Genomic DNA, 21,792 nt, shown 5'->3' with positions numbered 1-21,792 from the left:
GGTGACATTGTGAAGGACGACGCCAAGCGGGAAGCTGCCATCAATAAAATCTTGCGCATGGTTGCGCCAGGGACCGTGCTCCGAGAGGGAATCGAGAACATTCTGCGCGCCAAGACGGGCGGGCTCATCGTCGTCGGCGCGACAGAGACGGTGCTCTCCATGATGGACGGCGGTTTCGCCATCCAGTGCGATCTGACGCCGTCCCATCTGTATGAGCTCGCCAAGATGGACGGCGCCATCATTATCAGCGAGGATGCCAAGAAGGTCCACTACGCCAACACGACGCTGAACCCGGACCACACCATCCCCACCTCGGAAACCGGGACGCGGCATCGGACCGCGGAGCGCGTGGCTCGCCAGAGCGGCCAGTTGGTCATCTGCATCTCGCAGCGCCGAAACGTGATCACGCTATACCAAGGCAATTTGAAATACGTGCTGCGCGACATCAGCGTCATCTTGGCCAAAGCCAATCAGGCGCTACAGACGCTTGAAAAATACAAGACGGTCCTGGAGCAGGAGCTCACGGATCTGAGTGCCCTGGAATTCGAGGAGGCCGTGACGCTGGAGGACGTCACGCGCGTCCTTCAGCGGTTCGAGACCGTGTTGCGGGTGACCAACGAGATCCGCCGCTACATCATCGAGCTCGGCAACGAGGGCCGATTGGTGAGCATGCAGCTGGAGGAACTCGTCTCGGATGTCGACGAGCAGGCGTACCTGCTCATCAAGGATTTCGTCCATCCCGAGTGTCCTCACACGCCGCATCAAATCATGTCGCAGATCCACAGCCTCTCGTCCGAGGAACTGCTCGACGGGGCGCTGTTGGCGCGCATTCTTGGCTATCCGCCGAGCGTCAATCAGCTGGAGGAAAGCGTTCCGTCGCGCGGTTACCGGATTTTGAACAAAATCAGCCGGTTGCCCCAGCCTGTGATTGAAAACCTCGTCGAGCACTTCGGCGTCCTGTCCAACATTCTCAAGGCGTCCATGGCGGACCTGGATAAGGTGGAGGGCGTCGGCCCGGTCCGCGCCCGCATGATTCAAAATGGACTCGGACGCATTCAGGAGCAAGTGCTGATTGATCGTCAGATTTGACCCGCCCGGGAGGCGTGAGGCTTGTATATTCGATGGATTCCCAACGCGCTGACGGCCCTCAATCTCGTTGCCGGGCTCAGTTCGATGCTGATCCTGCAGGCAGGTCGGGCTGGTCTCAGTGCGCTTTTCGTTGTCTTTGGCATGATCATCGACGGCTTGGACGGGCGCGTTGCGCGTTGGTTTCGAGCGGAAAGCGAATTTGGCCGAATTCTTGACTCGCTGTCCGATATGGTGACGTTCGGGGTCGCGCCGGCGATGATCATGTATCACGAGGTGCTGAAGCATCTCGGCATCCTGGGCCATCTCGTCGCTATCCTGTTTCCTCTTTGCGGCGCCCTGCGCCTGGCGCGTTTTCACACCCAGCGGGGTCCCTCCGACACCTTCATCGGTTTGCCCATCACGGCTGCGGGAGGCGTCGAAGCTACGCTCGCCCTGACCCAATCCGCGTTCGAGCCGGCGTCGATCCTCCTATCGGCAGCCACCGTGCTCCTGTCGCTCTTGATGGTGAGCTCGATTCCCTATCCTAACTTCAAGCGCCTGTCTTATCCCAAGTCCGTTCTCGTCCTGGTGCCGTTGTTTGCGCTTCTCATCGCCTGTATCCTGCGGTTCCAAATTGTCGGCACCGACGTCCTGATCTTCGCCGTTCTGGGGCTGTACGCCGCGTACGGCATGGTCCATGCCATTCGCTCGTCCATCGTCGGTCGCAAAGGTGGAGACGGCGACATGGCCCACGGCACGAAGAAGTAATCCTTGTGCGCTCATGCAGACCATGGAATCGCTTTACGCGCAGCCTGAAACATGTTACACTGAACATGGTGCTCCAATTTTTTCAAAACCGTTGAACCATCTCGTCCGTCGGCAAAATTCCAGGTGTTTTGGAAGTGCATCGGTTAGGATGGGCTAGAGGACGTGCATACTAGGCACAGGAGGTGACGTCGGATGATGAAGAAGGTCGTGCACCTGTTTTTCGTGGTTGTCGGTGTCTTGTTAGGTTATCAGCTTTGTCCGGACTTATTCCTTGATGTGTTTCATCTGCATCGCTCGTTTGTGACGACCAACTGGTTCGGTGCCGCCGTGGGCGGCGCGCTGTTTTTGGTGGCGACCGTTTCGCTCGCAGGATACGTTTCCGCGCTTTTGCGATGGCTGGAGGAGCGGCTGAAGAGCGCGCCCCTGGCCGATATTCTGGGCGGCACCATCGGCATGGTCATAGGACTTGTCGTCGCATACCTGTTCTCGCCCGAAATTCGCGCGATTCCCTTGGTCGGCGTCGCGGTGGAGTTTTTCGTCGCGGTGTTTTTCGCTTACCTCGGCTTGCGCATCGGGTTCACCAAGCGCGAGGAGTTGTGGAATTTGTTGGCGGGGCGCCTCTCGCGCGATCGCGACCGTTCCGACGGAAAAGACAAGAAGTCGGGACTCAGGCCCGGGGACGCAAAGCTCCTCGACACGTCCGTCATCATCGATGGCCGGATCGCGGATCTCGTGGAGACCGGATTTCTCGACGGCACGCTTGTGATCCCTTCCTTCGTCCTGGCTGAGCTCCAGCACATCGCGGACTCTTCCGACGCGCTGAAGCGGAACCGCGGGCGCCGCGGGCTCGACATCCTGAATCGCATCCAGAAGGAGTCGAAGGTCCAGGTCCAAATTGTCGAGACCGACTTCGACGACATCCAGGAAGTCGACGCGAAACTCGTCCGGCTCGCAAAACAGATGCGGGGCAAGGTCGTGACCAACGACTTCAACTTGAATAAGATCTGCGAGTTGCAGGGCGTGCAGGTCCTGAACATCAACGACCTCGCCAACGCCCTCAAGCCGGTCGTCCTACCGGGTGAGGAACTGCAGGTCCACGTCATCAAGGACGGCAAGGAACACAATCAGGGCGTGGCCTATTTGGATGACGGCACGATGATTGTCATCGAGGGCGGGCGCGAGTACATCGGCGGCAAGATCACCGTGCTCGTGACGAGCGTCCTGCAGACGTCCGCGGGGCGCATGATCTTCGCGAAACCCAAACTGTTGGAAAAGGCGCTGTGAGTGACGAATCGGCGCGTGCGCGGAAGGTATTACGAGTGGCGCTGCGGAGGGCGAGGGCGCGGAGCGCGTCCTCGACCTTTCCATGCTACGGGACGTTGGGGAAGGGGAACGCGGATGTGGGTGGCCATCGTGGTGGCGGCCGGTGAAGGCCGCCGCATGGGTTTCAAAAAGCAGTTTCTCGATCTCGCCGGCCGCCCGATGTGGCTTCGCTCGGTTGAAGCCATGATCAGCGGCGGTGCCGATGAGATTGTCGTGGTGGCGTCTCCGGGGGACGTCCATCGCATGAAGGAGGAGGCGCGTGTCGCCGGCCGCGAACTTCATTTTGCAGAAGGCGGGCAGACGCGCCACGCGTCTGTTGTGTCGGGCGTGAAGTGCGCGCTGGAGCTGATGGCTCGTCATCAGGTCGATCCGGCTCGGTCCGTCTTCGCCATTCACGACGCCGCCCGTCCCTTCGTGGCCGAGGAGGACGTGCGGCGCGTGTTTGAGGCCGCCATACGGTTCGGCGGTGCGGTGCTCGGAACGCCCTGTCGAGACACCGTCAAACGCGTGGAGGGCGGCTTGGTGCAAGAGACCATTCCTCGGGACAAGCTGTTTCTCGCGGAGACGCCTCAGGCGATTCGGGCCGATCTCGCGTCGCACGTGTACCTGGAGCGTCCCTATTCGGCGGACGATTCCCCCACGGACGACAGTGGGGCGATGGAAGCGGCGGGCGTGCCGGTCGTCGCCGTGACGTCGACGGCGTTCAACGGCAAGATCACGACGCCTGCCGATCTCGACTACGCGCGCTGGCTGGCGCGCGAACGGTGGGGGAGGGCGGAACATGCGGATTGGACTCGGGTATGATGTGCACCGGATTGCGGAGGGCAGGCCGCTTGTGCTGGGCGGCGTGCGCATCGATGCCCCGTTTGGGCTCCTCGGCCATTCGGACGCTGACGTCATCGCGCACGCCATCATGGACGCGCTGCTCGGCAGCCTTGGCCTCGGCGACATTGGGCAGCACTTTCCGCCGGACGACGACCGGTTCGAGGGCGCCAACAGCCTGTCACTGATGCGCGAGGTGGTCGCCATGCTCCAGCGCGAGGGGTATCGCGTGGGGAACGTGGATGTGATGGTCATCGCGGAGCGGCCGAAGTTGCTGCCCCACGTGCCCGAGATGAGGAGGCGCCTTGCCGAGGTGCTCCAGGTTCACGAGCGCGACGTGTCCATCAAGGCTACCACTAACGAGAAGATGGGTTTCATCGGGCGCGGGGAAGGTATCGCCGCGCAGGCGGTGGCCTTGGTGGTGCCGCTTGCGGAGAGGGGGCAGGCCCCGTGAGCGTGCGCGTGCGGTTCGCTCCTAGTCCGACCGGCCATCTTCATATCGGTGGGGTGCGCACGGCGCTCTTCAACTTCCTCTACGCGCGTCATACCGGCGGGCAGTTCGTCCTGCGGCTCGAGGACACCGATGTAGAGCGAAACGTCCCCGGGGCGGAGCACGCCTTTGTGGAGACATTCCGCTGGCTCGGCCTAACGTGGGACGAGGGTTTCGACATGGGCGGGCCGTACGGGCCGTATCGGTGCAGCGAGCGAATTCCGATTTATCGCAGTCATGCGCAGAAACTGCTGGAATCCGGGATGGCGTACGCGTGCTTCTGCCATCAGGGCGAGGCGAAGGAAGCTCGCCCGGACGAGGACGGCGACGACGGCCCGAGTGTGGGCGCGATGGGCTGCACAGGGACCTGTTCGTCGCTCGATCCGGCGGAGGCTTTGAACCGCATCCAGGCGGGCGAGCCGCACGCCATCCGGTTCCGCGCGCCGTCTGGCCCGCCCATCGTGGTGCGAGATCTCGTTCGGGGCGAGATCGCCTTCGAGCGCGAGGATCTGAAAGACTTTGTCATCCTCAAGCGGGATGGCATGCCCACGTACAACTTTCAGGTGGCCGTCGACGATCATCTCATGGCCATCACGCACGTGATTCGAGGCGAGGAGCATTTGTCCAACACGCCGCGCCAGCTCCTCATCTACGAGGCGTTCGGCTGGCAGCCTCCGCAATTCGCGCATCTGCCGATTGTCCTGGATGAGGCGCGGAAGAAATTATCCAAACGAGATCCGAATGTCCTGCCGGTCTCGGCCTACCGGGAGCAGGGCTACGTCCCGCAGGCCATCGTGAACTTCTTGGCGCTCCTCGGATGGTCTCCCGGGGATGAAGACGAGATGTTCAGTTTGGACGAACTTTGTGCGCGGTTCGATCTCGACCGCGTCGGGCGCGCCGGTGCCGTGTTCGACGTCGCCAAGTTCCGCTGGATGGCGAACCAGTACTTCAAGTCGCTTGACCCGAAAGAGGCGGTTCGGCTCATTCGCGAACAGGCTGTGCGCCTGAACTACTCGTTCCCGCCGTACGTGGACGACGAGTGGCTCGAGCGGGCCGTGGCCCTTGTCCAGGACGGCCTCGCCTGTGCGCGGGAATTCTTCACGGCCGCGAGCGTGTGGCTTGAGCCCGAAGTGGCGTACGATGAAGAAGCGCGTGCGCTGCTCGCGACTGAGAGCGCTGCTCGTGTGGTTCGCGCGTATCTGTCGGCGTGCGAACAAGATCCGTCCTGGGATGAGGCGGCCAATCGGGCCCGTTTGCAGGCGGTAGGGCGGACGCTTGGCGTGAAGGGACGAGACCTGTTCATGCCCGTGCGGGCCGCCGTGACCGGTCATACGCACGGCCCTGATCTGCAGAAGTCGATGGCGCTTCTTCCGAAAGAGATGGCGGTGGAGCGCATGCGCCGCGCCCTCGCGCTTGCACAAGCGCCAGAGCATCAGGGGAGGTGAGGATCGCGTGGCGATTGTCCTGTACAACAGCCTGACGGGCAAGAAGGAGCCGCTTCAGACGCTCGAACCCGGCAAGGTGCGGTTTTACGCGTGTGGCCCGACGGTCTATCACTTCTTCCACCTCGGGAACGCGCGCATGTTCGTGGTCTTCGACACCATCCGCCGCTACCTGGAGTACCGAGGGTACGAAGTGCGCTTCGTGCAGAACTTCACCGATATCGACGATCGCATCATTCAACGCGCGCAGGAGCTCGGCGTGAGTCCGCGTGAGCTCGCCGAGGAAAACATTCGCTATTATTTCGAGGACGCGGGCAAGCTGTTCATCCGGCCCGCGACCGTGCACCCGCGAGTGACCGAGTGCGTCGACGAGATCATTCGCTTCATTCAGGATTTGATCGATCGCGGCCACGCCTACGAGCGAAACGGCAGCGTCTACTTTGACACGTCCTCCTTCCCGGAGTACGGCAAACTTTCTCACCAGTCGCCGGAGGACATGCGCGCGGGCTACCGCATTGAAGTGCAGGACGAAAAGGACGATCCGACGGATTTCGCGCTGTGGAAGGCGGCCAAGCCCGGCGAGGAGTGGTGGCCGAGCCCTTGGGGGCCGGGGCGCCCGGGCTGGCACATCGAGTGCTCCGTCATGAATTACCTGTATCTCGGCGAGCAGATCGATATCCATGCGGGCGGGCGCGATCTCATCTTCCCGCATCACGAGAACGAGATCGCCCAAAGCGAGGCACATTCGGGCAAGACCTTCGCCCGTTATTGGCTGCATAACGGCACGCTCAATATCAACGGCGAGAAGATGTCCAAGTCTACGGGCAACTTCATTATGGCCCGCGACCTCCTGGAACGCCGGGATCCGAGGGCCGTGCGCTTTTTCCTCCTGTCCGCGCACTATCGGAACCCGCTGAATTACACCGAGGAGGCGCTCGATCAGGCGGAGCAGGCGCTGTCGCGGATCGACCGTTTGATCCGGGACCTGGACCACCGCGCGGAGGCCCTGAAGGCGATGCAAGGGGCGCTCGATCGCGCGGACGAAGTCCCGTCCGCCCAGGCGCATGCTGACGTGGAACACATCCGACGTGCCTTCATCGAAGCGATGGACGACGACTTCAACACGGCGGACGGGATGGCAGCCATCTTCGACGGCGTGCGCTTGGTGAACACGCGCCTCGAAGAAGGCGGCGTAAAGCTTGGCGATCTCCGCCTGTACCGGGATCTCTTCGTCGAACTGCTCGGCGTGCTCGGCATTCCGAAGAAGGAAGAGGAGCGGTTGGAGGACGAGATCGAGCGGCTCATTGCGGAGCGAGCCGAAGCCCGGAAGCGGCGCGACTTTGCCCGGGCGGACGAGATTCGCGACCATCTCCGGCACCGCGGTATCGTGCTCGAGGACACGCCGTACGGCACACGTTGGAGCTACGAATCATGAAGGTGAACTGGCGGGTGGATGAGGTCTCGCCGCTTGCGCTCGCGTTTCTGGGCGACGCGGTGTGGGAGATCTATGCGCGCAACCACTGCCTCAATCTCGGCATTCTTCGTCCGCGCGATTTGCAGCGGCAGGCCACACGTTACGTCTCCGCCGTCGCGCAGGCTGAGGCGCTTCGGCTGCTCGAGCCCGTGCTGACGGACGCCGAGCGAGACGTGATTCGCCGCGGGCGGAATCAAAAGTCGTCCCATACGCGCCGGAACGTCGATGTGGTGGTCTACAGGCTCGCGACCGGTTTCGAGGCGCTGCTGGGCTACCTGTACGCCACAGGCGAGCGGGAGCGGCTCGACGAGATCGCCACCCATGCGCTCGCGGCGCTGGATGCGCAAAATGATCAAGCGAGGGAGTCTTGAACATGTCGATGAGAGACGGCGTGCGGCGCCGATCGGCAGAAGGAGCGGAGGCGGGCGATCTCGTCAAGGGCCGGCACGCGGTGCTGGCAGCATTGGAGAACGAACGGCCCGTGAACAAGGTGTGGGTAGCGGAAGGCGCTTCAGGCATCGACGCCATTGTGGCCAAGGCGAGATCTCGCGGCATCGTGGTGCAGTTTGTGCCTCGGAGCAGGCTGGACGAAATGGCGAGCGCACACCAGGGCGTGATTGCGCAGGTGGCACCCTACGCCTATGTCGATCTCGACGACGTCATTCGGCGCGACACGGGCTTTGCCCCGCTCGTCGTGGTGCTCGACGAGATCGCGGATCCGCACAACTTTGGGGCGATTTTGCGGACGGCGGAGGCATCGGGGGCGCAGGGCGTGATTATTGGCAAGCGCCGCCAGGTGCAGGTGACCGACGCCGTCGCAAAAGCCGCAGCAGGTGCGCTCGAGACGATGCCTGTGGCGCGTGTGGCGAACGTTGCCCAGGCGCTGCAGCGGCTGAAGCAGGCGGGGTACTGGATTGTCGGCGCCGACGTCGAGGGCAAGGTGCCTTATACCGAGGTCGATTACCGGGGGCCCACGGCCGTGGTCATCGGCTCCGAGGGTCAAGGGATGCGACGGTGGGTTCGCGAGCAGTGCGACTTTGTCGTGTCCATCCCGATTCTGGGCCGAGTGCAAAGTCTGAACGCCTCGGTCGCGGCGGGGGTCCTGCTGTATGAAGCGGTCCGCCAGCGGGCGTAAGGGGCGTTTCACGCGCCTCGTCATTGTGGATGGCTATAATGTCATCGCGCGGCGGGCGGGGCGAAGCCTGGCGCAGATTGAGGACCTGGAGGAGGCTCGCCGCGAAATCGAGGACCTGTTGAGCCAGTACCGCGCGATGTACGGCGAGGACGTGATCGTCGTGTACGATGCGCACCGCAGGGCTGGCCTGGGCCACGAGGAGGAGCAGGCGGGCGTGCGCGTCGTCTTCACGGAATCGGGGGAGACGGCGGACGCGCGAATTGAGCGGTTGGTGTACGAACTGCGGGATGAATACCGGGAAATCACGGTGGCCACGTCGGATGCGGCGGAGCAGCAGGTGGCGCTCGGCGGGGGCGCGCTGCGCATTTCTGCGAACGAGCTCTTGGTGCGGCTCGAGAAGATGAGGGAGGACATCGAGCGCGAGACGAAGCGCCATTCGGCCGGCGAGCGGCGGACGCTGCGGGATGCACTCACGGGTGATTTGGCGAATCAGCTCGAACGATGGCGACGGCGATAGGCTGAACGTGTCGAAAATGGCGTCCTGACGCCTATTTTGCTGTCTCAACGCAATTGATCCTCTCAACTGGCATCATGTATAATGGCCTCATTCACGAGGCTCGGGGTGATAGAGTTTGTCGACGCAGCCGACACCTAGAGACGCCGATGCGGCCCCGCCGTACGACACGGCGCCCTACGAGAACATGACGGACGAAGAGTTGGTTGAGGCTGTTCATCGAGGCGACACCGACGCGCTCGACTATTTGATTCACAAATACAAGAATTTTGTTCGGGCCAAGGCGCGGTCGTACTTTCTCATTGGGGCTGATCGGGAAGACATCGTGCAGGAAGGCATGATTGGACTCTATAAGTCCATCCGCGATTTTCGCGGAGACAAGCTCTCCTCCTTCAAGGCGTTTGCTGAACTGTGCATCACGCGCCAGATTATCACCGCTATCAAAACAGCCACGAGACAAAAGCATATTCCTCTCAATTCCTATGTTTCGCTGGACAAGCCCATTTATGATGAGGATTCGGATCGCACGCTGCTCGACGTCATCTGTACCGTGCGCGTCGCGGATCCGGAAGAGCTGATTATAAACCAGGAAGAGTTTGACGATATTGAGGGTAAGATGGCCGAATTGCTGAGCGATTTGGAGCGCCAAGTGTTGATGCTGTATCTCGACGGGCGTTCGTATCAGGAGATTGCCGTGGATCTCGCTCGGCATGTCAAATCCATCGACAACGCGCTTCAACGGGTCAAGCGGAAACTGGAGAAATACTTGACGGTGCGCAACGTGATATGATAATGTTGTGCAGGTATGAGCCCCGGTTCGGGGGTTCTTCTGTTTCTGCGTCCATGACCGAGACATCGGTTTCGTGGTCGGCTGACACGGGGAGGTGCCACAATGCGCGAGATCATCACCCTCGCTTGCACGGAGTGCAAACAGAGGAACTATACGACGACGAAGAACAAGAAGAATGATCCGGATCGTCTGGAACTGAAGAAGTATTGCCCCACCTGCAACTCGCACACGACGCACCGCGAGACCCGTTGAGGCGCCGTTTATGGCTCACAAAGGAGCATCGAACGTGGCGAAACCGAACGATACCCTCGTGGAACTGAATCAGCACGCGAAGCGCACGGGCATCGTCGCTTTCTTCAAGGAATCGTTCCGGGAGTTAAAGCGCGTTCGTTGGCCGAAGCGCCGTGAGGTCGTGGTGTATACGGCGGCCTGCCTTTTGGTGTGTGCCATCTTGGGTGTGCTCATCTGGGCGTTTGACATCGGCGTTTCTGCGGCGATGTCGGCCATCGGCGTAGATTAACGCGTCATGGGGGTGGCGGGCTGCTCGCCCTGCTCAATGGAGAATCTTGAGAAGCAGTGGTATGTGATTCACACATACTCCGGCTACGAGAACAAGGTCAAGAGCAATCTCGAAAGCCGCGTGCAGACCATGGGCATGGAAGACCGGATCTTCCGCGTCGTCGTGCCTACGGAAGAGGCTGTCGAGATCAAAAACGGCAAAAAGCGCGTGGTGCAACGCAAGACGTACCCAGGTTACGTCCTGGTCGAGATGATCATGACGGACGACTCCTGGTATGTCGTGCGCAACACGCCGGGCGTGACCGGCTTTGTCGGATCGCCTGGCGCCGGATCGAAGCCTGTGCCGCTCATGCCTCACGAGGTCGAACAGATCCTGCGTTCCATGGGTGTGAATGAAGCGAAGCCCGTGGCACAGTTCAAGGTCGGCGACGTCGTGCGCTTGATCAGCGGCCCGTTCGCGGACATGGTCGGGACGGTTGAGGAGGTTCATCCGGAGCACCAGAAGCTCAAGGTTCTCGTCTCCATGTTCGGGCGCGAAACGCCGCTGGAGGCCGACTTTACCCAGGTGGAGCACTTGCCTTAAGGTGTGGTTTGCGCGGTCTGAGATGCGGCAGTGAGTTCGTCGGCCTCATGCCGGCGGCTTTCTGTAGCCTGGCCAAAGCTAGGCTTGCCATAGATGGTTTTCTGTGGGAGGGCAAACCCCGAACACCACATCTCGTGTGAAGGAGGTGGCTGTGTTGCCGAAAAAGGTCGTCAAGGTTGTGAAGCTGCAAATTCCAGCCGGGAAGGCAACGCCTGCGCCGCCGGTAGGTCCTGCGCTCGGTCAAGCGCAAGTGGGCAACATCATGGGCTTCTGTAAGGAGTTCAACGCCCGCACGGCCGATCAGGTCGGTTTGATCATTCCGGTCGTCATCTACGTGTATGAGGACCGCTCGTACACGTTTGAGTTGAAGACCCCGCCGGCTTCCGTGTTGCTCAAGAAGGCGGCTGGCATCGAGACGGGTTCGGCAGAGCCGAACCGCGTCAAAGTAGGCAAGGTGACGCGAGCGCAAGTTCGCGAGATTGCCGAACAGAAGATGCAAGACTTGAATGCTGCGTCGATCGAGGCCGCCATGCGGATGGTCGAAGGTACGGCCCGCAGCATGGGCATCACGGTTGTCGACTGACGGCAAGCGGGAGCCCGTGGGAGGTTTCCACAACCGATTACCACGCGGAGGTGAGTGACATGGCAAAGGTCAGCAAGCGTCTCCAGGAGCTTCATAAGCTCGTGGATCGGAATAAACTGTACGACGTCGAAGAGGCGATGGACCTCGTGAAGAAAACCGCCACCGCCAAGTTTGACGAGACGGTGGAGGTCGCGGTCCGCCTGGGCGTGGATCCGAAAAAGCAGGATCAGCAGGTCCGCGGCGCGGTCGTGCTTCCGCACGGCACCGGCAAGACGCCTCGGGTCCTCGTCTTCGCCAAGGGCGAGAAGGCTCGGGAGGCCCAGGAGGCGGGCGCGGACTTCGTCGGTGACGAAGACCTGATTCAGAAGATCTCGCAGGGCTGGCTGGACTTCGACGTCGCTGTGGCGACGCCGGACATGATGCCCGCGGTCGGGCGTCTCGGCCGCATCCTCGGTCCCCGTGGCTTGATGCCAAACCCGAAGACCGGGACGGTGACGTTCGACGTCGCGCGCGCGGTGAATGAGATCAAGTCCGGTAAGGTTGAGTACCGCTTGGACAAAGCAGGTATCATTCACTGCCCGATTGGCAAGGCGTCGTTCGAGAAGGAGCAGCTCGTCGAGAATTTCCGAGCGCTGATGAGCGCGCTCGTCAAGGCGAAGCCGCCAGCTGCAAAAGGCACATATGTGCGGGGCGTGACGGTGTCGTCCACCATGGGGCCTGGCATCCGCGTCAACCCGCAGCGCGCGGCGGTCGGCGAGTGAGTCAGCGAGATCTGGCCAGAACCGTGTTCGTATGCTATAACATCCATAGCGAAAGGCCGTAGACAGCAGGTCTGCCCGTCCAGGGCAGTGAAAGTTGCCTGCCGAGGCGTTACCCGCACCGATGTGCAATGGGCATGTCGAATTTCGTGGGCGCCTCGCGTCGTCGAGGCGCCTTTCGCTGTGTAAAGGTCATCTTTTGCGGGGAGGTGGGCGGTTTGGCGATTCGCCGTGCCGAAAAAGAGCAGATTGTGCAGTCCGTCGCCGAGCGGATGCGCCGCAGCAAGAGTATCGTGCTCGCCGACTACCGGGGCCTCACGGTGGCGGAGGACACCGAGCTGCGCGCGCGCCTGCGCCAGGCCGGGATCGATTACTCCGTCGTCAAGAACACGCTGACGACGCGTGCGGCCCAGCAGGCCGAGATTGAGGGGTTGGAGCCGTTCCTGACGGGGCCGACGGCTATCGCCTTCAGCTACGACGATCCCGTCGCGCCGGCGAAGATCCTGCATGAGTTCTCGCGCGACCACAAGGCGCTCGAGCTGAAGGGCGGATATGTCGAGGGCAAGGTCGTCGATGCGAAAGAGATTGAAGCACTCGCGAAACTGCCGTCGCGCGAGGGGCTCTTGTCGATGTTGCTCAGCGTCCTGCAGGCGCCCATGCGCAATTTGGCGTATGTGTTGTCGCAGGTGGCCGAAAAGCAGGGCGGCGAAGCGACTGCAGCGGCCGAGTGAACCGGATGCTCGCGCATTCGGGCGTTGCAAGTTGCGCGTTGATGCGAAAACTCATCGGATGAGGAGGGCTTTGTGATGACCACGGCTGAGATCTTGGAAGCTGTGAAAAACATGACGGTGCTCGAGTTGAACGAGCTGGTCAAGGCTATCGAGGAAGAGTTCGGCGTGACGGCGGCTGCGCCGGTTGCGTTTGCGGGCGCGGCGCCGGGCGCTGGTGAGGCGGCTCAGGCTGAGCAGACGGAGTTCGACGTGATCCTGGCGTCCGCGGGCGCTTCGAAGATCAACGTCATCAAGGTAGTGCGCGAGATCACGGGCCTCGGCCTGAAGGAAGCGAAGGATCTCGTGGACGGCGCGCCGAAGCCCATCAAGGAGAAGGTCTCGAAGGAAGAGGCCGAGAGTATCAAGGCGAAACTCGAAGAGGCCGGCGCTTCGGTCGAAATCAAGTAAACACGCAGAGCGTCGAGGGGTGCCCGATGGGCACCCCTTTCGCTTACCGGAGGTGGCGATGTGGAGCATTACTTTCAGGGAGACCCTTCTGCGCCGAGCGAAGAGCGTGTGGTCCGGGTTCAGGCCCGCGGCATCACGGTGGAGTTGGTGACAGATCGCGGTGTGTTCAGCAAAGCGGGCTTGGACGAAGGGACGCGCCGCCTGATTGAAGCGGTCGACCTCACCGGTGCGGCTTCTGCGCTCGATCTCGGCTGTGGCTATGGCCCGGTGACGGCCATCCTCGCCCGCGCGTATCCCGGCGTAAAGTGGTGGATGATCGACGTCAATCGCCGGGCCGTTGAGCTCGCGCGCCGCAATACGGCCGATGTGGTCCCTCCGCCCGTGGTGCTTCATCACGACGGCATCCCGCCAGAAATCGAGCTCCGGTTCGATCACGTCCTTTTGAATCCGCCGATCCGCGCGGGCAAGGCCACGGTGTTTCGCCTGTACGAGGAGGCGCGCCGAGCGCTGAAGCCAGGGGGCAAGCTGTGGGTGGTAATTCAAAAGAAGCACGGGGCACCGTCGACAGAGGTGAAACTGCGGGAGTTGTTCGCGCGGGTCGACATCGCGCATCGGAAGGCGGGATACTTCGTATTCTGCGCGGTGCGGGAAGGTTCCTGAGGCAGTGCGGCGGAAACTCCTGAGATTCATCGGAGTCGCAGGCCATCTTTCGCTTGATCGAAGCCCCAGCATGTGATATCATCAACCAATGCAAACTGAGTTGTTTGGACGGATGCCTCCTCTTCGCGCATAAAATCCATCATTTTGGGGAATAGGTGAATACGACTGGCGTGTCCATCATCGTCTAGCATGCCGAGTTGAAAGAGAAGTGCTGCACGCAAAAGTCCAGAACAGGCGGTCGCTCATTGGGCGTCGTCCTGGTGTCTTTTTGTGTGCGGCGCTTGTCTCTTTGTCTGACTTGGCTCGTCCGAGCTCAAGAAGACCTCTGATGCAAAGCCTCCTTTGCGCATCGTCCAATAAATCCGCTTGAGGGGTGACGGTTTTGCAGGGACACATGGTCAAGTACGGATGGGCGGAGCGCCGCAGCTACGCGCGCATTCGCGAGGTCCTCGATCTCCCAAACCTCATCGAGATCCAACAGAAGTCGTACGAGTGGTTCCTGCGGGAGGGCCTGCGCGAGACGTTCGCGGACATCTCTCCCATCACGGACTTCACCGGGAACCTTGTGCTTGAGTTCGTGGACTACAGCCTCGGCGAGCCCAAGTACGACGTGGAAGAATCGAAGGAGCGCGATGTGACGTATGCGGCGCCGCTTCGCGTGAAGGTTCGCCTTCTCAACAAGGAGACGGGCGAGGTCAAAGAGCAAGAGGTGTTTCTCGGCGATTTCCCGCTCATGACCGAGACGGGCACCTTCATCATCAACGGCGCGGAGCGCGTCATTGTGAGCCAGCTTGTCCGTTCCCCTAGCGTCTATTATAGCAGCAAGATCGACAAGAATGGCAAACGCACGTTCGCTGCGACGGTCATTCCGAACCGCGGCGCGTGGCTGGAGTTTGAGACAGACGCGAAGGACGTCGTGTACGTCCGAATTGACCGCACGCGCAAGCTGCCCATCACAGTGCTGCTTCGGGCGCTGGGATTGTCGTCTGACGCCGAGATCATCGAACTGTTGGGCGAGGACGAGTACCTGCAGAACACGCTGGACAAGGATACGACGGACTCGACGGAGCGGGCGCTCATCGAGATCTACGAGCGGCTGCGCCCCGGTGAGCCGCCTACGGTCGAGAACGCGCGTGCCCTGCTTGCATCGCGGTTCTTCGATCCCAAGCGGTACGATCTCGCCGCGGTCGGCCGGTATAAGATCAACAAAAAGCTCCACCTGAAAAATCGCCTGCTGAACCAGCGGCTGGCGGAGACGCTCGTCGACGAGGAGACGGGCGAGATCATCGCGGAAGCCGGGACAGTGCTGGATCGCCGCACGCTGGATCGGATCATCCCTCGTCTGTCTGGCAAGGTGGGGAGGTTCACCATCCGAGGCACGCGGGATTTGTTTGAACAGGACGAGATCCCGTTGCAGATGGTGAAGATTTTCAGCCCGGCAGAGGACGGAAAGATCCTGCACGTCATCTCGAACGGCGAACTGCCAGCGGACGTCAAATACATCACGCCGTCGGACATCATCGCCGCCATCTCGTACTTCTTCAACCTGTTGCGCGGCGTCGGGACGACGGACGACATCGATCATCTGGGCAACCGGCGCCTGCGCTCGGTGGGCGAGCTGTTGCAAAACCAGTTCCGCATCGGGCTCTCCCGCATGGAGCGCGTGGTCCGCGAGCGCATGTCCATCCAGGACGCGAGCGCCATCACGCCGCAGGCGCTGATCAACATTCGCCCGGTGATTGCGGCCATCAAGGAGTTCTTTGGGTCCAGCCAGCTTTCGCAGTTCATGGATCAGACGAATCCGCTCGCCGAGCTTACGCACAAGCGGCGCCTCTCGGCGCTTGGCCCCGGCGGCCTCACGCGCGAGCGGGCCGGTTTCGAGGTGCGCGACGTGCACTACTCGCACTACGGCCGCATGTGCCCCATCGAGACGCCCGAAGGCCCGAACATCGGTCTCATCAACTCGCTCTCGACCTACGCTCGGGTGAACGAGTACGGCTTCATCGAGACCCCGTACCGGCGCGTCGATCCAGAGACGGGCGTGGTGACGGATCAGATTGACTACCTGACGGCGGATGAGGAGGAAAACTACCTCATCGCGCAGGCGAACGAGCCGCTGACCGAGGACGGCCATTTCGTGGCCGAGGAGATCACGGTGCGCTCGCGCGAAGACGTGATCACCGTGAGCCGGGATCGCATCGACTACATGGACGTCTCGCCGAAGCAGGTCGTGTCCGTGGCGACGGCGCTCATTCCGTTCCTCGAGAACGACGACGCGAACCGCGCGCTGATGGGGTCGAACATGCAGCGCCAGGCGGTGCCGCTGCTCGTGACCGATTCGCCGCTCGTGGGGACGGGCATGGAGTACCAAGCGGCGAAGGATTCTGGTGTCTGTGTGGTTTCGAAGCACAACGGCGTCGTGGAACGCGTAACGGCGCGCGAGATCTGGGTGCGCGAGGAAGCCGTCGTGGACGGGCAGGTCGTGAAAGGCAACGTCCACAAGTACAAGCTCATCAAGTTCGCGCGTTCGAACCAGAACACCTGCCTGAACCAGCGGCCGATTGTGCGCGAGGGCGATCGCGTCAAAGTCGGGGATATTCTCGCGGATGGGCCGGCCACCCAAAACGGCGAGCTGGCTCTCGGGCGGAACGTGCTCGTCGCGTTCATGACCTGGGAGGGTTACAACTACGAGGATGCGATTCTCATCTCCGAGAAGATGGTGAAGGAGGACATCTACACGTCCATTCACATCGAGGAGTACGAGATTGAGGCGCGCGACACGAAGCTCGGGCCTGAGGAGATCACCCGCGACATTCCGAACGTCGGCGAAGACGCGCTCAAAAACCTCGACGAACGCGGGATCATCCGCATTGGGGCGGAGATCACCACGAACGACATCCTCGTCGGGAAGGTGACGCCGAAGGGCGTGACGGAGCTCACGGCGGAAGAGCGGCTGTTGCACGCGATTTTCGGCGAGAAGGCCCGCGAGGTGCGAGACACGTCTCTGCGCGTGCCGCATGGCGGTGCTGGCATTGTCGTAGACGTCAAGGTGTTCACGCGCGAGAACGGCGACGAGTTGCCCGCTGGCGTAAACCAGTTGGTGCGCGTGTACGTCGCGCAGAAGCGCAAGATTTCGGAAGGCGACAAGATGGCCGGACGCCACGGCAACAAGGGCGTGGTGGCACGCATCCTGCCGGAAGAGGATATGCCGTTTTTGGAGGATGGGACGCCGGTCGAGATCGTGCTGAATCCGCTCGGCGTGCCGTCGCGTATGAACATCGGTCAGGTGCTGGAGACGCACCTGGGCATGGCCGCGAAGGTGCTGGGGCTGAAGATGGCGACGCCCGTGTTTGACGGCGCCAAGCCGGAGGACGTGTTTGAGACGCTTCGCGAGGCGGGCTTGCCTGAGGACGGCAAGCAGGTCCTGTACGACGGTCGGACCGGCGAACCGTTCGAAAACCGCGTCACTGTGGGATACGTGTACATGATGAAGCTGCACCATCTGGTGGACGACAAGATCCACGCGCGGTCCACGGGTCCGTACTCGCTCGTCACTCAGCAGCCGCTCGGAGGCAAGGCCCAGTTCGGCGGCCAGCGGTTTGGCGAGATGGAGGTCTGGGCGCTAGAGGCGTACGGCGCGGCCTACACCTTGCAGGAGCTTCTCACCGTCAAGTCGGACGACGTGGTGGGGCGCGTGAAGACGTACGAGGCCATCGTCAAGGGCGAGAACGTGCCGGAGCCAGGTGTGCCAGAGTCGTTCAAGGTGCTCATCAAGGAGCTCCAGAGCCTGGGGATGGACGTGAAGATCTTGAGCGGCGACGAGCGCGAGATCGAGATGAAGGAGATGGACGACGACGAGGACAGCCCCGACAAGCTCAATCTGAACCTGGAGTACAACGAGGTCGGCGATTGACCCTGTGCGAGACCGATACCCAGGCACGACGATTGGAGGGTGCACAAGTTGTTTGACCTGAACAACTTTGAGTTCATGAAGATTGGGCTCGCGTCGCCGGAAAAGATCCGCTCCTGGTCCCACGGCGAGGTGAAAAAGCCGGAGACTATCAACTACCGCACGCTCCGCCCGGAGAAGGAGGGGCTGTTCTGCGAGAAGATCTTCGGCCCGACGCGGGATTGGGAGTGCCACTGCGGCAAGTACAAGCGGATCCGCTACAAGGGTGTCGTGTGTGACCGCTGCGGCGTCGAGGTCACGCGGTCCAAGGTGCGCCGCGAGCGTATGGGGCACATCGAGCTGGCGGCGCCTGTCTCGCACATCTGGTTCTTCAAGGGCATCCCGAGCCGCATGGGGCTCATCCTCGACATGTCGCCGCGGGCGCTCGAGGAAGTCATCTACTTCGCGTCGTATGTCGTGACCGATCCTGGCGACACGCCGCTCGAGAAGAAGCAGCTGCTCTCGGAGAAAGAGTATCGATCCTACCGCGAGAAGTACGGCTACGCGTTCAAGGCAGGCATGGGCGCCGAGGCGATTCGCACGCTCCTGCAGGAGATCGATCTCGACCGCGAGGTCGAGATCCTGCGCGAAGAACTGCGCACGGCCCAAGGGCAGCGGCGCAACCGCGCCATCAAGCGCCTGGAGGTCATCGAGGCGTTCCGCCAGTCTGGCAACAAGCCGAGCTGGATGATCCTCGAAGCGCTGCCGGTCATTCCGCCGGACCTGCGTCCCATGGTGCAGCTGGACGGCGGCCGCTTCGCCACGTCCGACCTGAACGATCTGTACCGCCGCGTCATCAACCGCAACAACCGCCTGAAGCGACTGCTCGATCTCGGCGCGCCCGACATCATCGTGCAGAACGAGAAGCGAATGTTGCAGGAGGCCGTGGACGCGCTGATCGACAACGGCCGGCGCGGTCGCCCGGTGACGGGGCCTGGCAATCGGCCGCTCAAGAGCCTGTCGCACATGCTGAAGGGCAAGCAGGGCCGCTTCCGCCAGAACTTGCTCGGCAAGCGGGTCGACTATTCTGGTCGATCCGTCATCGTGGTGGGTCCCGAGTTGCGCATGTACCAGTGCGGCCTGCCGAAAGAGATGGCGCTTGAGTTGTTCAAGCCGTTCGTCATGAAGGAACTGGTGGCGCGCGGGCTTGCGCACAACATCAAGAGCGCGAAGCGCAAGGTTGAACGCGTGTCGGACGAAGTCTGGGATGTCGTCGAGGACGTGATCAAACAGCATCCTGTGCTGTTGAACCGCGCGCCGACGCTGCACCGCTTGGGCATTCAGGCGTTCGAGCCTGTCCTTGTCGAAGGCCGCGCCATCAAGTTGCATCCTCTGGTCTGCACGGCGTACAACGCGGACTTCGACGGCGACCAGATGGCCGTGCACGTGCCGCTTTCCGCCGAGGCTCAGGCGGAGGCGCGGTTGCTCATGCTTGCCGCGCACAACATCCTGAACCCGAAGGACGGCAAGCCGGTCGTCACGCCGACGCAGGACATGGTGTTGGGATCGTACTATTTGACCATCGAGCGCGAGGGCGCGCCCGGCGAGGGCAAAGTCTTTGCGTCCGTGTCCGAGGTGGAGTATGCGCTCCATCAGCGGCTCATCACGCTGCAGTCGCGCATCGCGCTGCCGGCCAAGGCGGTTGGCAAGACGTCGTTTACGGAAAAACAAGCGAATGCGCTTCTGATCACGACGCCGGGCAAGCTCATCTTCAACAGCATCTTCCCGGCCGACTTCCCGTATCTGAACTCTGCGGCGAAGTCCAACCTGCTCGGCGGTCCGCCGGACGAGACGTTCATCTTCGAGAAGGGCGTGGACATCCGCGAGGCGATTCTCAAGCGGCCGATCCCAAAGGCCATCATCAAGAAGGATCTGGGGAACATTCTGGCCGAATGCTTCCGTCGCTACGGCACGACGATGACGGCCGAGATCCTCGACAAGGTGAAGCGGCTCGGCTTCCATTATTCGACGCTCGCCGGGATTACCATCTCGATCAGCGACATCGTGGTGCCAGAAGAGAAGAAGCGCATCATCGCCGAAGCGGAGGCCAAAGAGCACAAGCTGAAGCTTCAATATCGGCGCGGCCTCATCACGGAAGAGGAGCAGTACGTCACCTTCAGCCAGATCTGGTCGGAGGCCAAGGAGCAGATTTCGTCCATTCTCATGGAGAGCATGGACCAATTCAACCCCATTTACATGATGGCCACCTCGGGTGCGCGCGGTTCCAACTCGCAGATCACGCAGCTCGCGGGCATGCGCGGACTCATGGCGAACCCGTCGGGCGAGATCATCCAGCTGGCCATCAAGTCCAACTTCCGTGAGGGCCTGTCCGTGTTGGAGTACTTCATCTCGACCCACGGCGCGCGCAAGGGTCTCGCTGATACGGCGCTGCGCACGGCGGACTCGGGTTATCTCACGCGGCGCCTCGTCGACGTGGCGCAGGATACCATCGTGCGCGAGCACGACTGCGGCACGGACAAGGGCCTGCGCGTGATGGAGATCCGGGACGGCAGCGAGGTCATCGAAGACCTGCGCGATCGCCTGGAAGGTCGTGTCGCGTTCCAGGATGTGTACCATCCGGAGACGGGCGAGAAGATCGTCGGTAAGAATGAAATGATTGACGAGGAGGCCGCGGACAAGATTGTCGCGGCGGGCATTAAAGAAGTGACCATCCGCTCCGTCCTGACCTGCCGCACGCGCCACGGGGTGTGCCAGCTCTGCTACGGCCGCAACTTGGCGACGGGGGACATGGTCGAGGTGGGCGAAGCGGTCGGCATCATCGCGGCGCAGTCCATCGGCGAGCCGGGTACGCAGCTCACCATGCGCACGTTCCACACGGGCGGCGTGGCGGGTGACGATATCACGCAAGGTCTGCCGCGCGTACAGGAGCTCTTCGAGGCCCGCAACCCCAAGGGCCAGGCCGTGATCGCGGAGTTCGACGGCGTGATCACCGACATCCGTGAGGGCAAGGACAAGCGCGAAATTGAGCTCACTGGCGAGAGCGAGACGAAGACGTACCAGATTCCATACGGATCGCGCATTCGGGTCAGTGTCGGCCAGCAGTTGGAGGCTGGCGAAGAGCTCACGGAGGGCTCGGTGGACCCGAAGGAAATGCTTCGCGTGAAGGGCCTGCAGGGCGTGCAGAACTATCTGCTGCGCGAGGTGCAGCGCGTCTACCGGCTGCAGGGCGTGGACATCAACGACAAGCACATCGAGGTCATGATCCGGCAGATGCTGCGCAAGGTTCGCATTCTCGACGCAGGCGATACGGACCTGTTGCCGGGGACGTACGTGGATTTGTTCGAGTACGAGGCGGCCAACCGGGAGGCGCTGCTGTCCGGCAAAGAGCCTGCCGTGGCGCGTCCGGCGTTGCTCGGCATTACCAAGGCGTCGCTTGAGACGGACTCGTTCCTCTCGGCCGCGTCCTTCCAGGAGACGACGCGCGTGCTCACCGAGGCGGCCATTAAGGGCAAGGTCGATCGCCTGCTCGGCCTGAAGGAGAATGTGATCATCGGCAAGCTGATCCCGGCGGGCACGGGCATGGTGAGATATCGCAATGTCGAGCCCGAGGTGGTCCGTCCGGGCGACGCAGAAGCGGCTGCGACGGGCGAAGAGGGCGCCGAAACCGAGGCTGTCTCGAGCGCCGAATGACGAGGGCCCAGTCGCTGGGAAATTCGGGCTGTCGACCGGCGTTTGGTTGACAGCCCGGAAATCGCGATGATAGAATTCCCTAGTG

21 protein-coding genes are annotated in these 21,792 nt (G+C 61.9%); all 21 read left to right on the top strand.

Features of this window, described 5'->3' with window-relative positions; all coding sequences use genetic code 11:
• Nucleotides 1-9: 9 nt before the first annotated feature.
• The 21 genes from disA (at nucleotide 10) to rpoC (ending at nucleotide 21,707) form a co-directional block, all read left to right on the top strand.
• Nucleotides 10-1,089, top strand: a complete 1,080-nt coding sequence (gene disA, locus AC27E8_RS09945; protein WP_014465758.1) for a DNA integrity scanning diadenylate cyclase DisA — start codon at nucleotides 10-12, stop codon at nucleotides 1,087-1,089.
• A 21-nt stretch (nucleotides 1,090-1,110) separates the two neighbouring features.
• Nucleotides 1,111-1,836, top strand: a complete 726-nt coding sequence (gene pssA, locus AC27E8_RS09940) for a CDP-diacylglycerol--serine O-phosphatidyltransferase (protein ID WP_487099130.1) — start codon at nucleotides 1,111-1,113, stop codon at nucleotides 1,834-1,836.
• Nucleotides 1,837-2,028: 192 nt separating this feature from the next.
• Complete coding sequence (locus AC27E8_RS09935) at nucleotides 2,029-3,120, top strand: PIN/TRAM domain-containing protein (RefSeq protein WP_487099131.1); 1,092 nt, start codon at nucleotides 2,029-2,031, stop codon at nucleotides 3,118-3,120.
• A gap of 114 nt (nucleotides 3,121-3,234) precedes the next feature.
• Complete coding sequence (locus tag AC27E8_RS09930; protein ID WP_487099132.1) at nucleotides 3,235-3,963, top strand: IspD/TarI family cytidylyltransferase; 729 nt, start codon at nucleotides 3,235-3,237, stop codon at nucleotides 3,961-3,963.
• A complete protein-coding gene (ispF, locus tag AC27E8_RS09925; RefSeq protein WP_487099133.1) occupies nucleotides 3,941-4,435 on the top strand; it encodes a 2-C-methyl-D-erythritol 2,4-cyclodiphosphate synthase in 495 nt (164 codons plus the stop codon). The genes AC27E8_RS09930 and ispF overlap by 23 nt, the downstream gene beginning before the upstream one ends.
• The gene (gene gltX, locus AC27E8_RS09920; RefSeq protein WP_487099134.1) at nucleotides 4,432-5,916 is read left to right on the top strand and encodes a glutamate--tRNA ligase; all 1,485 of its coding nucleotides are present in this window, start codon (nucleotides 4,432-4,434) and stop codon (nucleotides 5,914-5,916) included. The genes ispF and gltX overlap by 4 nt, the downstream gene beginning before the upstream one ends.
• A gap of 7 nt (nucleotides 5,917-5,923) precedes the next feature.
• Nucleotides 5,924-7,348 carry a cysteine--tRNA ligase gene (gene cysS / locus AC27E8_RS09915; protein WP_487099135.1) on the top strand — a complete coding sequence of 475 codons (1,425 nt, stop codon included), beginning with the start codon at nucleotides 5,924-5,926 and terminating at the stop codon, nucleotides 7,346-7,348.
• Nucleotides 7,345-7,758: a Mini-ribonuclease 3 gene (locus AC27E8_RS09910; protein WP_014465751.1), complete on the top strand. Its 414-nt coding sequence runs from the start codon at nucleotides 7,345-7,347 to the stop codon at nucleotides 7,756-7,758. The genes cysS and AC27E8_RS09910 overlap by 4 nt, the downstream gene beginning before the upstream one ends.
• Nucleotides 7,755-8,522 carry a 23S rRNA (guanosine(2251)-2'-O)-methyltransferase RlmB gene (rlmB, locus tag AC27E8_RS09905; protein WP_487099136.1) on the top strand — a complete coding sequence of 256 codons (768 nt, stop codon included), beginning with the start codon at nucleotides 7,755-7,757 and terminating at the stop codon, nucleotides 8,520-8,522. The genes AC27E8_RS09910 and rlmB overlap by 4 nt, the downstream gene beginning before the upstream one ends.
• Nucleotides 8,497-9,039, top strand: a complete 543-nt coding sequence (locus AC27E8_RS09900) for a YacP-like NYN domain-containing protein (protein WP_487099137.1) — start codon at nucleotides 8,497-8,499, stop codon at nucleotides 9,037-9,039. Before rlmB ends, AC27E8_RS09900 begins: the two co-directional genes overlap by 26 nt.
• Nucleotides 9,040-9,154: 115 nt before the next feature.
• A complete protein-coding gene (sigH, locus tag AC27E8_RS09895) occupies nucleotides 9,155-9,826 on the top strand; it encodes an RNA polymerase sporulation sigma factor SigH (RefSeq protein ID WP_041695517.1) in 672 nt (223 codons plus the stop codon).
• Nucleotides 9,827-9,928: 102 nt separating this feature from the next.
• Nucleotides 9,929-10,078, top strand: coding sequence for a 50S ribosomal protein L33 (gene rpmG / locus AC27E8_RS09890; RefSeq protein WP_008339831.1), 150 nt, complete (start codon nucleotides 9,929-9,931; stop codon nucleotides 10,076-10,078).
• A gap of 34 nt (nucleotides 10,079-10,112) precedes the next feature.
• Complete coding sequence (gene secE / locus AC27E8_RS09885) at nucleotides 10,113-10,346, top strand: preprotein translocase subunit SecE (RefSeq protein WP_237699965.1); 234 nt, start codon at nucleotides 10,113-10,115, stop codon at nucleotides 10,344-10,346.
• Between the two features lie 36 nt (nucleotides 10,347-10,382).
• Complete coding sequence (gene nusG / locus AC27E8_RS09880; protein ID WP_014465746.1) at nucleotides 10,383-10,928, top strand: transcription termination/antitermination protein NusG; 546 nt, start codon at nucleotides 10,383-10,385, stop codon at nucleotides 10,926-10,928.
• 154 nt (nucleotides 10,929-11,082) lie between these two features.
• On the top strand, nucleotides 11,083-11,511 hold the full coding sequence (gene rplK, locus AC27E8_RS09875) for a 50S ribosomal protein L11 (RefSeq protein ID WP_035469244.1): 429 nt from the start codon (nucleotides 11,083-11,085) through the stop codon (nucleotides 11,509-11,511).
• A gap of 59 nt (nucleotides 11,512-11,570) precedes the next feature.
• Entirely contained in the window at nucleotides 11,571-12,272 is a 702-nt protein-coding gene (gene rplA / locus AC27E8_RS09870; RefSeq protein WP_014465744.1) for a 50S ribosomal protein L1, read from the top strand.
• A 215-nt stretch (nucleotides 12,273-12,487) separates the two neighbouring features.
• Nucleotides 12,488-13,000, top strand: coding sequence for a 50S ribosomal protein L10 (rplJ, locus tag AC27E8_RS09865; protein ID WP_487099138.1), 513 nt, complete (start codon nucleotides 12,488-12,490; stop codon nucleotides 12,998-13,000).
• 72 nt (nucleotides 13,001-13,072) lie between these two features.
• On the top strand, nucleotides 13,073-13,447 hold the full coding sequence (rplL, locus tag AC27E8_RS09860) for a 50S ribosomal protein L7/L12 (protein ID WP_014465742.1): 375 nt from the start codon (nucleotides 13,073-13,075) through the stop codon (nucleotides 13,445-13,447).
• A gap of 60 nt (nucleotides 13,448-13,507) precedes the next feature.
• Nucleotides 13,508-14,107, top strand: coding sequence for a class I SAM-dependent methyltransferase (locus AC27E8_RS09855; protein WP_487099139.1), 600 nt, complete (start codon nucleotides 13,508-13,510; stop codon nucleotides 14,105-14,107).
• Between the two features lie 394 nt (nucleotides 14,108-14,501).
• Complete coding sequence (gene rpoB, locus AC27E8_RS09850; RefSeq protein ID WP_487099284.1) at nucleotides 14,502-18,020, top strand: DNA-directed RNA polymerase subunit beta; 3,519 nt, start codon at nucleotides 14,502-14,504, stop codon at nucleotides 18,018-18,020.
• A gap of 48 nt (nucleotides 18,021-18,068) precedes the next feature.
• Nucleotides 18,069-21,707: a DNA-directed RNA polymerase subunit beta' gene (gene rpoC / locus AC27E8_RS09845; protein WP_487099140.1), complete on the top strand. Its 3,639-nt coding sequence runs from the start codon at nucleotides 18,069-18,071 to the stop codon at nucleotides 21,705-21,707.
• Nucleotides 21,708-21,792 lie beyond the last annotated feature (85 nt).

This window comes from Alicyclobacillus sp. CIJ1 (genome assembly GCF_057538885.1).
The sequence above is the reverse complement of the archived record's forward strand: the minus strand, read 5'-3'. Positions and strand labels throughout refer to the sequence as shown.

What these genes read in the sequence shown, in the direction of transcription:
- AC27E8_RS09935 (WP_487099131.1), top strand. Translation starts at nt 2,029, where the DNA reads ATGATGAAGAAGGTCGTGCACCTGTTTTTCGTGGTTGTCGGTGTCTTG.
- AC27E8_RS09930 (WP_487099132.1), top strand. Translation starts at nt 3,235, where the DNA reads ATGTGGGTGGCCATCGTGGTGGCGGCCGGTGAAGGCCGCCGCATGGGT.
- ispF (WP_487099133.1), top strand. Translation starts at nt 3,941, where the DNA reads ATGCGGATTGGACTCGGGTATGATGTGCACCGGATTGCGGAGGGCAGG.
- AC27E8_RS09910 (WP_014465751.1), top strand. Translation starts at nt 7,345, where the DNA reads ATGAAGGTGAACTGGCGGGTGGATGAGGTCTCGCCGCTTGCGCTCGCG.
- AC27E8_RS09900 (WP_487099137.1), top strand. Translation starts at nt 8,497, where the DNA reads ATGAAGCGGTCCGCCAGCGGGCGTAAGGGGCGTTTCACGCGCCTCGTC.
- rpmG (WP_008339831.1), top strand. Translation starts at nt 9,929, where the DNA reads ATGCGCGAGATCATCACCCTCGCTTGCACGGAGTGCAAACAGAGGAAC.
- nusG (WP_014465746.1), top strand. Translation starts at nt 10,383, where the DNA reads ATGGAGAATCTTGAGAAGCAGTGGTATGTGATTCACACATACTCCGGC.
- rplA (WP_014465744.1), top strand. Translation starts at nt 11,571, where the DNA reads ATGGCAAAGGTCAGCAAGCGTCTCCAGGAGCTTCATAAGCTCGTGGAT.
- rpoB (WP_487099284.1), top strand. Translation starts at nt 14,502, where the DNA reads ATGGTCAAGTACGGATGGGCGGAGCGCCGCAGCTACGCGCGCATTCGC.